This is a genomic window from Celeribacter sp. (assembly GCF_048270365.1).
Lineage (GTDB): Bacteria > Pseudomonadota > Alphaproteobacteria > Rhodobacterales > Rhodobacteraceae > Celeribacter.
The window spans coordinates 49,836-62,764 of record NZ_JBLWTA010000014.1; the positions used below are offsets into that span (position 1 = coordinate 49,836).

Below are 12,929 nucleotides of genomic sequence, written 5' to 3' on the forward strand. Positions count from 1 at the left end.
GTAACCATGTTGGCAGATGATTTTCGTCACCGGGCATAAGCGAAGGCGGAAGGGGAAACAAGGGTGCGCGCCCTCACGAGACCGAGTCACACAAGACTGGCACAGATCCCCCTCGACATCGTCGATGGCCAACACGGGCGGTTGTTCCTGTGGCTGCCCGTGTGCTTCGGCACGGGCGTGGGGCTGTTCTTTGCCCAGTCGTTGGAACCCTCTCGCATGGTCCTCTGGACACTCGCGGGTCTAAGCCTTTTGGCCGCGCTCGCTTTGATCAAGACGCCACCCCGCGTGGCGCCCTTATTGGTCGCGGCATTGGCCGTCACCTTGGGCTTTCTCTCCGCCGGTCTGCGCACGCAACTGGTGGCCGAGCCTGTCCTCACGTTCCGCTATTACGGGCCTGTCGAGGGCCGGGTGATCAAGATCGACCGCTCCGCCTCCGACGCCCTGCGTCTCACCCTCGACCACGTCACCCTGCGCGATTTCTCGCCCTCTCGCACCCCTGCACGGGTCCGCGTCTCGCTGCATGGTTCGCAAGACTTCGTGACGCCGGAGCCGGGGCTGCGCCTTTCCATGACCGCGCATCTCTCGCCGCCGCCCGGTCCCACGGAGCCCGGCGGGTTCGATTTTCAGCGCATGGCCTGGTTCGACCGTCTGGGCGCCGTCGGCTACACCCGAACGCCTGTCCTGCGCGCTGCCGAGGTCGATCCAACGCCGCTTTTGTGGGTGCATCGCCTGCGTCAGACGCTTTCGCAAGCGCTGCAAACCCAGCTCCCCGGCGAAACCGGCGCCTTCGCCGCAGCGATTCTCACCGGCGACCGGTCCGGCATTTCGCAAGAGACCGCCGAACATCTCAGAGGCGCGAACCTCTCGCATCTTCTGGCCATTTCAGGCCTGCATATGGGGCTTTTGACCGGTGCCGTGTTCTTTGCGCTGCGGCTCATGCTGGCGATGATCCCCGGTGCCGCGCTCAAATGGCCCTTGAAGAAACTCGCCGCCGGGGGCGCCTTGGCCGCAGGGGCCTTCTACCTCGCCTTGTCCGGTTTCAACGTCGCGACCGAGCGCGCCTTTGTCATGGTCTCCGTCATGCTCGTGGCGGTGCTTTTGGACCGTCAGGCCATTTCCTTGCGCGCCGTTGCCATCGCCGCCCTCATCCTTTTGGTGCTGCAACCCGAAGTACTCCCAGAACCCGGGTTCCAGATGTCTTTCGCCGCCACCACGGCTCTCGTCGCCGTCTTCACCATCGTGCGGCGGATGCATCTCATGGGGCGCTGGCCGAATTGGCTCAGAGGGATTGCCACGGTCATCCTGTCCTCTGCCGTTGCGGGCATCGCCACGGCGCCAGTCGCCGCCGCGCATTTCAACCGGATCGCGGATTTCGGCCTCATTGCCAATGTCACGGCCGTGCCGATCATGGGGGCACTCGTCATGCCCGCCGCCATTGTGGCCGTGCTGCTCACGCCCTTGGGGCTTCAGGGTATCGCCTTGTCCGTCATGGGCCTGGGTATTCGCTGGATTCTCTTTGTCGCCGAAACAGTCTCGTCCTGGGACGGCGCCGTAAGCCGCATCGTTTCGCCGCCGCCCGCCACTTTGCCGCTCATCGCCTTAGGCGCTTTGTTCGTCATTTTGTGGCGCGGGCGCTGGCAAAATCTCGGGCTTTTTCCGGTTTTCGCGGGGTTCCTGCTCTGGGCGACGCACGAGCGGCCCGCACTTTTGATCTCTGACGATGGGGCTTTGGTCGGGCGGATGAGTGCCGAGGGCCGTGCACTGTCAAAGCCCAAGGGCGCGGGTTTTGCCGCCACTGTTTGGTTGGAAAACGACGGCGATGTCCCGGATCAGGCCATGGCCGCCGCGCGTCATATGCCGCCTTTGGATGTCGGGCCGCTGCGTGTGGCGCAGGTCACGGGGCGCGGTTGGCAAGACGTCGCGCGAGAGGTTTGCGGAACCGCAGATGTCGTGATCGTCAACAAACTTTGGGAAGAGGAGATGCCAAAAGACTGTCTTCTGATTGATCTCGGGTTTCTTAGGCAAAGCGGGGCTTTGGCGCTGAGTGAGGCAGGCGGCGAGGTGCGTCTGATCACTGCCTATGCCGCCTCCGGTGTGCGCTATTGGAACACGCCCGATTTGCGGGGCGAGTGGGGTGTGACGGCACGGGTGGCCCGCGCCGACCGTGCGCCGGCAACCATGGGGCTGCGGTTTGGGGCCTTTGACATCGGAGCGACACGCATTGCCTCTGTCGGCCGATAAAAGAAAACGCCACACGATCTGTGCGGCGTTTTTCGAGCGAACTCATTGAGGTGTGTCAGTAGCTGCGGATCAGACCGACCAGCTTGCCCTGCACCTCGACCATATCCGCCGGCAGAACGCGGGTCTCAAACGCCGGGTTGGCGGCTTCGAGCGCGATCATGTCGCCTTGGCGTTTGTAGCGTTTCAGCGTGGTTTCATAGCCCTCGACCATGGCGACGACGATGTCTCCGTCTTTGGCCTGGCTGGTTTCGCGAATGACCACGATGTCGCCGTGGTTGATCCCGGCCTCGATCATGGATTCGCCTTTGACCTCAAGCGCATAGTGATTGCCACGCCCCGAGAGCATGGACCCCGGAACGGCAACGTTCACGGCACCATCGGAGACGGCTTCGATCGGGACACCAGCGGCGATCTTGCCCATAATCGGCAGGTTGATCGCGGTGACGGTCTCGATGTCGAGCGCGGCTGCGGGCGGGGGGGCGTCCGGGCGGTCGCCGTCGATCACCCGCGGGCTAAACCCGCCGGAAGCCCCTCCAGCGGTTGGGGCGGAGGGCACTCCGCCGAGGCTTTCGGGCAGTTTCACGATCTCGATGGCGCGTGCTCGATGCGCGAGACGACGGATAAACCCGCGTTCTTCGAGCGCGGTGATCAGCCGGTGAATGCCGGATTTGGACCGCAGATCGAGCGCCTCTTTCATTTCGTCGAAAGACGGGGGCACCCCGTCACGCTGCATCCGTGTGTTGATGAACTCCAAAAGCTGGAGTTGTTTTTTCGTCAGCATCGGCTCGTTCCTCTCGTCGCCCCGGCTTTGTGTCGCGGGGGAGTTTTGCGCTGCAAGCGGTGTCTGACCCCCGGTTTGCGGATGGGCGCGCTGGCGATCTGAGGCCACCCAATGCACCGGCACGGGAGGAATCGCCCCCGATAGGCGCATTTTCAACGTTCCGCCCGTCACCACATGCCCGTTTGGCCGGTCCTGCACCTCGTCGCTTGCGCGACGAAACCGCACGGGGCCGCCGGAATGGGTCAAACCCCAGATGGGTTTTGCTCTTTGTTCCGATAATGTTCTACCGGTGTTCTCGTATTGTGTCAATTGCCGAGTCCCTAATCCAACCTGTCCCTCAACCCGCCCCTTAAGGGTGTCGTTGTGCATGCGCCGTTTTGGCGGTGCGCTGAGCTTGGTGGGAAGTTGGTTAAGGCAAGGTTAAAGGGAGCAGGCGCGGGCGTAGAAATATCCACGCCCGTCCTTGAGCAAGCAATCGAGCAACACTGTGGTGCTCAGAGCCGGATCACGTCGACCGTTTCGCCTGCCTCGCGCGCCGGATCATGCGGTGGACGCACCAAAAGCGCGTTGGCGTTGGAGAGGATCGACAACAGCGAGCTGTCCTGACGCGCAAAGGGCTCAACGCCCTCTGACGTCAAAATGGCACGCATGTAATGTTCGCGCGGGCCATTCTCCGTAACAGACTGCAACAGCACGGCGTTTTGGCGCGGCGCGGGTTGGGGCGGCAGGCCTTGCAGCGCGTCGAGCACGGGCAGCATGAACAGGCGCGCCGTGATCATCGCGGAGACCGGATTGCCGGGCAGGCCAAGCATGAGAGTGTCGCCCAGACGCCCCGCCATCAGAGGTTTGCCGGGGCGCATGGCGACTTTGTAAAAGGCGCGGTCCATGCCCAGTTCTTCGACCACCTTGCCGACCAGATCGTGATCGCCCACAGAGGCGCCGCCGATCGAGACGATCACATCCGCCTCCATCGCCATCTCGAAAGTCGCGCGCAGCAGGGTCATGTCATCGGGTGCGATTGGAAGCATCCGGGCGATGCCGCCCGCTTGCTCGACCATAGCGGCCAACCCGAATGCGTTGGAGGAGATGATTTGCGAGGGCCCCGGTGTTTCGCCCGGTAACACCAATTCATCGCCCGTCGAGATGATCGCCACCACGGGACGGCGCCCGACGGAGACCTCGGCGTGGTTCATGGCGGCCAAAAGCGCGATGTCTTGCGGCGAGAGGCGGCGGGGGGCAGTGAGGCCGTCCGAGGGGCTGAAATCATTGCCGGCGGGGCGGATGTTGCGGTTCTCAGAGGGCGTGCAGGAGAGCGTGATGCGGTCGCCTGCGCGGCTGACGTCCTCTTGGATGATCACGCGGTCGGCGCCAGTGGGAACGGGCGCGCCGGTGAAAATCCGCACTGCAGTGCCTTGGCTTACTGTGCCCGAAAAACCATGCCCGGCCGCACTTTCGCCGATGACTTTGAAAGACGCGCCCTCGACGGTGTCGCCATCGCGCACCGCATAGCCATCCATGGCGGAGGCATCGAAGGGCGGTTGCACCAGACGCGCCATCGCGGTCTCGGCCAGCACACGACCAGAGGCCGCGCGCAGAGGCACGGTCTCGCGGTCCAAGGGCGTGCAAAGGGCAAACAGATGCGCGAGGGCGTCCTGAACCGAAATCATCTCAGTCTCTCTCGTAAATGCCGGATTTGCCGCCTTCTTTGCGCAACAGGCGGGTCTGGACGATCTCCATGCCTTTCTCGGCGGCCTTGAGCATGTCATAGACGGTCAGCGCCGCGACTGTGGCGGCCGTCAGCGCCTCCATCTCGACACCGGTCTGGCCAGAGGTTTTAACGGTGGCGCGGATGCGAATGCCGGGCAGGGCGGCGTCCGGTTCGAGATCGAGCGTCACCTTGGTGATCGGCAGCGGGTGGCACAGAGGGATCAGATCAGAGGTGCGTTTCGCGCCCATGATGCCCGCGAGCCGCGCGACGCCCAGAACATCGCCCTTTTTCGCCGTGCCGTCGGTGACCAGCGCCAGCGTCTCCGGCGTCATCTTGACGGCACTTTCGGCGGTGGCGAGCCGGTCGGTCACGGCCTTGCCGGACACGTCCACCATATGGGCATTGCCGCCCTCGTCGAAATGCGTGAGCTCCGCCATTATGCCGGCACCGGATTGGCAAGCAGCGCGCGGGTCGCGGCCTCAACATCATCTTGCCGCATCAGGCTTTCACCGATGAGGAAACAGCGTGCGCCAAACTCGGCCATATTGGCGAGGTCTTCGGGCGTGAACAGCCCGCTTTCGCATACGAGCGTGCGATCCGAGGGCGAGAGTTTCGACAGCTCGCGCGTGGTGTCGAGCGTGGTTTCGAAAGTTTTGAGATTGCGGTTGTTGACGCCCAGAAGCGGGGATTTGAGCTTGAGCGCCCGTTCCAGCTCCTCGGCGTTATGCACCTCGATCAGCACATCCATGCCGTAGCCAAAGGCCGCGTCTTCCAGCTCTGCGGCCAGCGCATCCTCGACGGAGGCCATGATGATCAGGATCGCATCGGCGCCCCAAGCGCGGGCCTCGGCCACCTGATAGGTGTCATACATGAAGTCCTTGCGCAGCACCGGGAGCGAGACCTCGGCGCGGGCCTGTTTCAAAAACTCCGGCGCGCCTTGGAACGATGGCGTGTCGGTCAGGACGGACAAGCACGTCGCACCGCCGGCCTCATAGGCGCGGGCGATGGCGGGCGGGTTGAAATCCGGGCGGATGAGGCCCTTCGACGGGGAGGCCTTTTTGACCTCCGCGATGAGGCCGTAGCCCGTGCGCGCGGCGGATTGCAATGCGGTGGCAAAACCTCGCGTGGGGCTTTGCTCGGCGGCCTGAGCCTCAAGGTCGGAAAGCGCCACGGCGGCTTTGGCAGCGGCGACTTCTTCGAGCTTATAGGCTTTGATTTTATCGAGAACATTGGACATGGGCATGTGATACAGGGCGGCGCGGGCTAAGGGAAGACGGCAGAGGTGAGGCGGCGCGGGAATTATTGAGAACATTTTAGGGATAGTTATTCAACAATAAGACCATTTTGTTGTCAGTCGCAGTTTCGTAATCTCTGGTCATCGAAGGGGCGCACCACCGCAAACCTCTCGCAACCAAATGTAAACGTTACGAAATATAGCTTGGAGATCACCCATGTTCCGCCTCAATTCGCTCACCTCCGCTCTGGCGCTCGGTCTTGCTCTGGCAACGCCCTCTTTCGCACAAGGTGTTCAGGAAGCCCCCTCGACCGTCGGCGCAACCTATGTGCCCGAATCCGCCACAAAGGCCCTCGCGCCGGGCGAGAAAATCGAAAACCTCTTCAACAAAAACGTCTCCCAAGACTACATCCTGCAAAAGCTGACGGACCGGGTGTATTTCTATCAGCACCAGTTCTACGGCACGATCTTTTACGTCGGTGACGAAGGCGTGTTTATGATCGATGCCCTCGAAGGCAGCGCCGACACGCTTAAAGCCGCCGTGGCCGAGGTCACCGACCTGCCGATCACCGCGATCCTCTATTCCCACGACCACGCCGACCACATCGCCGATGCGGGCAAACTGTTGGAAAGCTTCCCGGATGCGCGTGTCGTCGCGACCGAGGCCACCGTGCATGTGATGGACGAGACCGGCTCGAACCTGCCGCGTCCGACCGAGGTGATCTCGCCTGACGTCAACAGCTTTGACTTTGAGGACCTGACCGTCCGCGTCGTGCCCTTCGCCGAGACCGCCCACGCCCATGACCATGCGATGTATGTGCTCGAAGGCACCGGCGTTGTGCATGTGCCGGACGTGATCAACCCGGATCAGCCGCCGTTCTGGTCCTTTGCGGGCGCCGAAGGCTACATGGGCTATTCCGACATGATCGACCACATCGGCGATCTGGAGTGGGACTACCTGTCGGGCGGTCACGGCAACGTCGGCTCGCGCGCCGATGTGGAGTTCTACCAGACCTTCCTCGATGATCTCGAAGCCGCCGTTGGCGAAGCGCTCGGCAATGTGCCGTGGGGCGCAGGTCTTGAGCACCCCGAAGAACTGAACGCCCACACCGCCTATCTTTCGAACTGGATCGCAGAGATCGGCAAATACGCCACCAACGTGCTGCGTCCGAAATACGGTGAGTATTACGGCTTCGACTACGCCACGCCGAAAAACGCTGAATTGGTGGGCATGTATATGTTCTCCTACCGCTAAGGCGGACCGCTTATCAGGCCCCTTTCTGGTCACGGACCAGGGCCAGAGAGGGTAAAATAAAGACGCACCGGGAGTATGTCTCGGTGCGTTTTTTTGGCGTTTTATTTTGCAGGAGTTCAGGTCGTGACCATGAGCTTTGCCAACCCATGGAAATGCCAGGTGTCGGCATATCTGGGCGTCTCGGTGAGGCGCAGATTGGGGTAACGTTCGAACAACCGGGGCAGGGCGACGCGCATTTCCAACCGGGCAAGCGGTGCGCCGACACAGAAATGAATGCCCGCGCCGAAAGCCGCGTTTTGTTTTGCCTTGCGGCTCGGATCGAACCGGTTGGGATCGTCCCAAGTGTCATCATCGCGGCCTGCGGCGGCCAGCAAAAGACCGATCTTGTCGCCGCGTTTCAACTCTTGTCCAAGGAAAGTCGTGTCCTCATAGACCCAACGCTGAAACAGATGCAGCGGCGGGTCATAGCGCAACAGCTCTTCGATGGTGCCGTCGATCTTCTCGTCTGAGAGGAAGTCCCGCGGCGTCTCCTGTTCCAAAAGCGTCTTTACCGCAAGGCCAAGGCTGTGCACGGTTGCCTCATGGCCCGCGTTCAACAGCAGGATACAGGTGGTGATCAGCTCATCCGTGGTCAGTTTCTCGCCCTCGGATTCCGCCGCGATGAGCGAGGTGATCAGATCGTCCGCCGGTTGCGAGCGGCGCGTTTCGACGTAAGACCGCATGAAATCGGAAAATTCGGTGGCGGCCTGTGAGGCGGCCTCTTCGATTTCGCGCGTGCGGGTCGGCGTGTAGACCGCGACCATGGCGTTGGACCAGGTGAGCAATTGCTCAGACATCTCTTCGGGCACGCCCAACAGGCGGCAAATGATCCGCACCGGCACCATTTTGGCAAACGTGGGCATAAGGTCGAACTCGCCCTCGGGGAAGCGATCCATCAGATCGTCCACGATCTCTTCGAGATCGGGCATCAGCGCCCGGATTCGCCGCGAGGTAAAGGCGCGCAGCACCAAAGAGCGCAGCCGCTTGTGCCTGTCACCTTCCAGTTCCAGCATCGAGTGATCTTCAATGTCGTAAAAGGCGCGCAGATGGTCGGGAATTTCGGGCGCGAATCCCTCCGGCGCCTCGCGGCCAAAGCGGTTGTCCCGAAGCGCCATCGACACCCCGTCATAGCTTGCAATCACCGGCAGGTTCAGCTCTTCCCAAAACACCATTTTGCCGCCAGTTCGCAAACGGTCGTAAAACGGGTAGGGGTTCTGGACAAAGGCAGGGTCGTTCGGGGCGCAGGAAAAACGTTTCATAGCCTCTCTTTGACTGCGAAGTGCTTTTATTTGCAAGCGGGGTTTTCTACTCTCTCTTTTATGACGACCAAGACCGCTCTCCCTGAGGATCCCCCCGCGTCCCTGCGCCATCGCCTGTTCTGGGCGGTTGGTGGGGTTTTGGCCGTGGCGCTCTTGGGGCTCGTGGTCTTTGCCTTGAGCGTTCGCGCCGAATTGGATCAGGCCAGCGCGCGCGGCTCTTCCGACTTGGCGCTGGCCGCCGACCGTTTGACCACGGGCTTGCAACGGTACCGCGAATTGGCGGTGTTCCTGTCCGATCACCCGACAGTTCTGGCGCTGGTCTTCGCGCAAGCGCCGGGTGACAGCCCGAAACAGGCGACCTCGGATTTGTTGCGCGGGCTGGCCGATAAAACCGGCGCGCATTCCATCATGGTGGTCGATGGGGCCGAGGGCGGCGATGGCCAGATGCTGGCCGCCGCCGGGGAGGCCCGCCTGCCCACCGGCGCCCGCGCGGCGGTGCGGCGCGCGATGGACGGCGCGTTGGGCGTGGCGCATTTCGTCGATCTCGAAGGCCGCAGGCGCTATGTTTTTGCCGCGCCCGTGTTCACGCCCGGCGGTCCCGCAAAAGGCGCCGTGGTGGTCAATGTCGACATCGGGCTTTTGGAATGGGGCTGGCCGACGGAGGCCTCCGCGATCTATTTCACCGATCAATATGGTGTGGTCTTTGTGTCCAACCGGTCGGAACTCGTGTTGCGCGGCGGAAGTGCCGGGCCTTTGCCCATCACCCACACATATAATGTCTCCGGCCATGACATCTGGCGCCATGAGGCCGGGCCCTATATCCCGTCGCCCGCGCTGCATCTGACCCGTCCCTTGCCGGTTGTGGGGCTTGAGGCGGAACTGTTGATGGACCTGCGCCCCGTGCTGGGGATCGCGGGGCTGCAAGCCGGGATGGCCTCGGCGCTCGCACTTGTGTTCGCGGCCTTTCTGTTTTTCGCGATGGAGCGGCGGCGCACGCTTTCCGAGGCGAACCTGCGGCTAGAGGCCCGTGTCGCGACCCGCACCGAGGCCTTGGAATTGGCGAACCGCGAGTTGCAACATGAGGTCCACGAGCGCCACGAGGCCGAAGCCCGGCTCAAACGCGCGCAGGCGGATCTGGTGCAGGCCGGCAAGCTGTCGGCGCTGGGCGAAATGTCGGCGGGGATCAGCCACGAATTGAACCAGCCGCTGATGGCGATCCGGTCCTTTGCCGAGAATGCCCAGGCCTTTCTGGAACGCGAAAACCCCGCGAAGGCCGCCGATAATCTCGGCCGCATCTCTGAACTTGCCCGCCGGATGGGGCGGATCATCAAGAACCTGCGTGCCTTTGCTCGGCAAGAACCCGAGACGATCACCGATGTGGAACTGACCAGCGTGATCGAGGCGGCCTTGGAGATGACGCAGGCGAAAATCTCCAACGCGGGTGTGACGCTGGACTGGACACCCGGGGCGCAGATCTGGGTGCGCGGCGGCGAGGTGCGCTTGCAGCAGGTGGTGATGAACCTTCTGTCCAACGCGGTCGATGCGATGAAGACCTCTTCCGAGACGGAAGAGGAAGACAAACGCATCGAGATTCGCCTCACCCCCGGCGACACCACGCGCCTTACCATCGCGGACACAGGCCCCGGCATTTCCGAGCCGGAGAAAATTTTCGATCCATTCTACACCACCAAAGAGGTCGGCGCCTCCGAGGGCATGGGGCTTGGCCTGTCGATCTCTTACGGGCTGGTGCAGAGCTTCGGCGGGCGCATCCGGGGCGAAAACCGCCCCGATCAGAGCGGCACTGGCGGCGGGGCCGTGTTCACCATAGAATTGCAGCCCGCACAGCGGAATGACGCGCAACCGAAAACACCGGGGGAGAGCCTTGATGCCACATATTGATCGCGTGCTTCTGGTCGATGACGACGCCTCCGTGCGCGAGGCTTTGGGGCAGACGCTGGAACTCGCGGATCTGAGTGCCACGCTGGCGGGCAGCTATATCGAGGCCAAGGATCACATTTCGCGCGACTTTCCCGGTGTGGTGGTCTCCGACATTCGCATGCCGGGCAAGGACGGTTTCGCGCTTTTGGCCTATGCACAATCCGTGGACCAAGAGCTTCCCGTGATCCTCTTGACCGGCGAGGGCGATGTGCCCATGGCGGTGCGCGGCATCTCGGAGGGGGCCTTCGATTTTCTCGAAAAACCCTGCGCACCCAAGGACCTGATCGCCGTGGTCGAGAAGGCGTTGAAAACCCGCGCCCTCGTGTTAGAGAACCGCCGCCTCAAACGTCAGGTCGAACAGGGCGACGCCGCCGCGCGGTTGCTGCGCGGTGCGTCGGACCTGTCGAAACGGATGCGCGAAGAGGCCCGCGCAGTGGCGCGTTCTGCCGCCGATGTTCTGGTCACCGGCGAGCCGGGAGTGGGGACCGCGAAGATGGCCGAGGTGGTGCACCTCTTGTCGGCGGGTTCCATGGCGCCTTTCGTCAAATACCCGGCCTCTGCCATGACGGCCGAGACCCTGTCACAGGCCTTTGCGGCTGCGAAAGGCGGCTCCGTGTTTCTCGATGAAATCGCAGGCCTCTCGTCGCCCGCGCAATTCGCGCTGTTGGAAGAGTTGGAGCCCCACGACCGCCCGCGTCTCATTGCCGGGACCTATGCCGATCTCGGCGCCGCAGCCCGCGAGGGGCGGTTTTCGCCTGATCTCTTCTATCGGCTCGAGGCCGCCGTGATCCGCATCCCGCCCTTGCGCGAGCGCCGCGAGGACATCCCGGTGCTGTTCCGCCATTACGTCAACATCGCCTGTGAGCAAAGCGACCTGCCGGTGCCGGAGATCACCTCTGAGGTCATCTCGAACCTCTTGGCTCAGGACTGGCCGGGCAACGCGCGCTCGCTGATGAACGCGGCGATGCGCTTTGCGATGGGGCTGACCGAAGGCGAGGCGCAGGAGGAACTGGGCTTGGCCGAACAATTGGCGCAGGTCGAGCGCTCGCTTTTGATTGCGGCTTTGCAACGACATCACGGCAATGCCACCGAGGCCGCGAAGGGCCTCAAACTGCCACGCAAGACCTTCTACGACAAGCTGACGCGGCATGGGGTGAAGGCGGAGGTGTATCGGTAAGGGGGGCGCCAACGCGTTGAGCCTGATCGCGATGTATGTTGCAAACTGCAAAAGTATCGCCTGATACCTTGCTTCAGTGTGATGCAATCGGTCACCTGTCACCAACCCCGGATGGTAGCGATCCGGGGTGGACTTTTGGGAGGTACATCATGAAAATTCTGACTTGTGCGCTGGTTTCCAGCGCCATCATTTCGTCTGCCGGAACGGCCTTTGCGGCTTGCGATCCGGGCGAGATCGTCATCAAGTTCAGCCATATCGTCAACACGGACAAACACCCGAAAGGCATCGCGGCCTCGCTGTTGATGGAGAGGGTGAATACCGAGATGGACGGTAAGGCCTGTATGGAAATGTATCCGAACGCCACGCTCTACAATGATGATCAGGTGCTCGAAGCCATGTTGCAAGGCGATGTGCAACTGGCCGCGCCGAGCCTGTCGAAGTTCGAGACCTTTACCAAGCAATTCCGCATTTTCGATCTGCCGTTCATGTTCAAAAACATCGCGGCCGTTGATGAGTTCCAAAGCTCGGAGACCGGGCAAGCGATGAAAGAGGGCATGGTGCGGCGTGGCCTCTTGGGGCTGGAGTTCTGGCACAATGGCCTGAAACAGATCACGGCGGACCGTCCGGTTCAGATGCCGGGAGACCTCGAAGGGCTCAAGATGCGGGTGCAGCCCGCCGAGGTGATCATCGAACAGATGCGCGCGCTCAAGGCCAATCCGCAGCCGATGGCCTTCCCCGAAGTCTATGGCGCGCTGCAGACCGGCGTGGTCGACGGTCAGCAAAACACCTATTCCAACATCTACGGTCAGAAATTCTTTGAGGTGCAGGACGGTGTGACGGAGACCAATCACCTGCTTCTGGACTATATGGTCGTGACCTCGGTCGATTGGTGGGACAGCCTGCCCGAAGATGTGCGCACGCAATTCGGCACCATCCTGCATGAGGTGACTGTGGCCCGGAATGGCGAGTCCGAGCGTGTGAATATGGAAGCGAAACAGGGCATCCTTGAGGCCGGTGGTGTGGTGCGCGAGCTGACCGAAGAGCAGCGTGCGGCTTGGGTCGAGGCGATGAAACCCGTCTGGTCGATCTTCGAAGAAGAAGTCGGCGCAGAGAACATCGCGGCCGCCCAAGAGATCAATGCACGACATTGATGACAGGACGGCCTTCTGAGTCGATCTGTGCGATTTTCCGCACATGCGCAATTTTCTTGCGTGCGGAAAATCGCACACTTGCGCGAGGCGCATGGCCGCTATGCGTTTCTTGTGTTCCGTAACACTCTGACATCAAAGGGGTTTCA

The 12,929-nt window shown here is 62.1% G+C and carries 10 protein-coding genes; 5 read left to right on the plus strand and 5 right to left on the minus strand.

The genetic code is table 11. From position 1 onward, the window contains the following. The first annotated feature begins 63 nt into the window (after positions 1 to 63). Positions 64 to 2,241, plus strand: coding sequence for a ComEC/Rec2 family competence protein (locus ACN0X0_RS17285; RefSeq protein ID WP_417280167.1), 2,178 nt, complete (start codon positions 64 to 66; stop codon positions 2,239 to 2,241). Positions 2,242 to 2,296: 55 nt separating this feature from the next. On the opposite strand, the gene lexA is transcribed toward ACN0X0_RS17285, so the two are convergent. The 4 genes from lexA to trpC form a co-directional block, all read right to left on the minus strand. Beyond that, positions 2,297 to 3,022, minus strand: a complete 726-nt coding sequence (gene lexA, locus ACN0X0_RS17290) for a transcriptional repressor LexA (protein WP_226553271.1) — start codon at positions 3,020 to 3,022, stop codon at positions 2,297 to 2,299. 494 nt (positions 3,023 to 3,516) lie between these two features. Further along, on the minus strand, positions 3,517 to 4,689 hold the full coding sequence (gene glp, locus ACN0X0_RS17295) for a gephyrin-like molybdotransferase Glp (protein WP_417280168.1): 1,173 nt from the start codon (positions 4,687 to 4,689) through the stop codon (positions 3,517 to 3,519). 1 nt (position 4,690) lies between these two features. After that, entirely contained in the window at positions 4,691 to 5,167 is a 477-nt protein-coding gene (gene moaC, locus ACN0X0_RS17300; protein ID WP_417280169.1) for a cyclic pyranopterin monophosphate synthase MoaC, read from the minus strand. Continuing rightward, the gene (trpC, locus tag ACN0X0_RS17305) at positions 5,167 to 5,967 is read right to left on the minus strand and encodes an indole-3-glycerol phosphate synthase TrpC (protein ID WP_417280170.1); all 801 of its coding nucleotides are present in this window, start codon (positions 5,965 to 5,967) and stop codon (positions 5,167 to 5,169) included. The genes moaC and trpC overlap by 1 nt, the downstream gene beginning before the upstream one ends. Before the next feature lie 214 nt (positions 5,968 to 6,181). Between trpC and ACN0X0_RS17310 the strand changes: the two genes are divergently transcribed. Then, on the plus strand, positions 6,182 to 7,219 hold the full coding sequence (locus ACN0X0_RS17310) for an MBL fold metallo-hydrolase (protein WP_417280171.1): 1,038 nt from the start codon (positions 6,182 to 6,184) through the stop codon (positions 7,217 to 7,219). A 116-nt stretch (positions 7,220 to 7,335) separates the two neighbouring features. Here the strand turns inward: ACN0X0_RS17310 and ACN0X0_RS17315 are convergent, their stop codons facing one another. Then, positions 7,336 to 8,517 (minus strand): cytochrome P450, encoded by a 1,182-nt coding sequence (locus ACN0X0_RS17315; protein ID WP_417280172.1) that lies wholly within the window; start codon positions 8,515 to 8,517, stop codon positions 7,336 to 7,338. A 60-nt stretch (positions 8,518 to 8,577) separates the two neighbouring features. Here ACN0X0_RS17315 and ACN0X0_RS17320 point away from each other — a divergent pair, with 60 nt between their 5' ends. From ACN0X0_RS17320 to ACN0X0_RS17330, 3 genes are all read left to right on the plus strand, one after another. Further along, entirely contained in the window at positions 8,578 to 10,416 is a 1,839-nt protein-coding gene (locus ACN0X0_RS17320) for a sensor histidine kinase (RefSeq protein ID WP_417280173.1), read from the plus strand. After that, positions 10,403 to 11,632, plus strand: a complete 1,230-nt coding sequence (locus ACN0X0_RS17325) for a sigma-54-dependent transcriptional regulator (protein ID WP_417263657.1) — start codon at positions 10,403 to 10,405, stop codon at positions 11,630 to 11,632. Before ACN0X0_RS17320 ends, ACN0X0_RS17325 begins: the two co-directional genes overlap by 14 nt. Positions 11,633 to 11,781: 149 nt before the next feature. Then, on the plus strand, positions 11,782 to 12,783 hold the full coding sequence (locus ACN0X0_RS17330; protein ID WP_417280174.1) for a DctP family TRAP transporter solute-binding subunit: 1,002 nt from the start codon (positions 11,782 to 11,784) through the stop codon (positions 12,781 to 12,783). Positions 12,784 to 12,929: the final 146 nt, after the last annotated feature.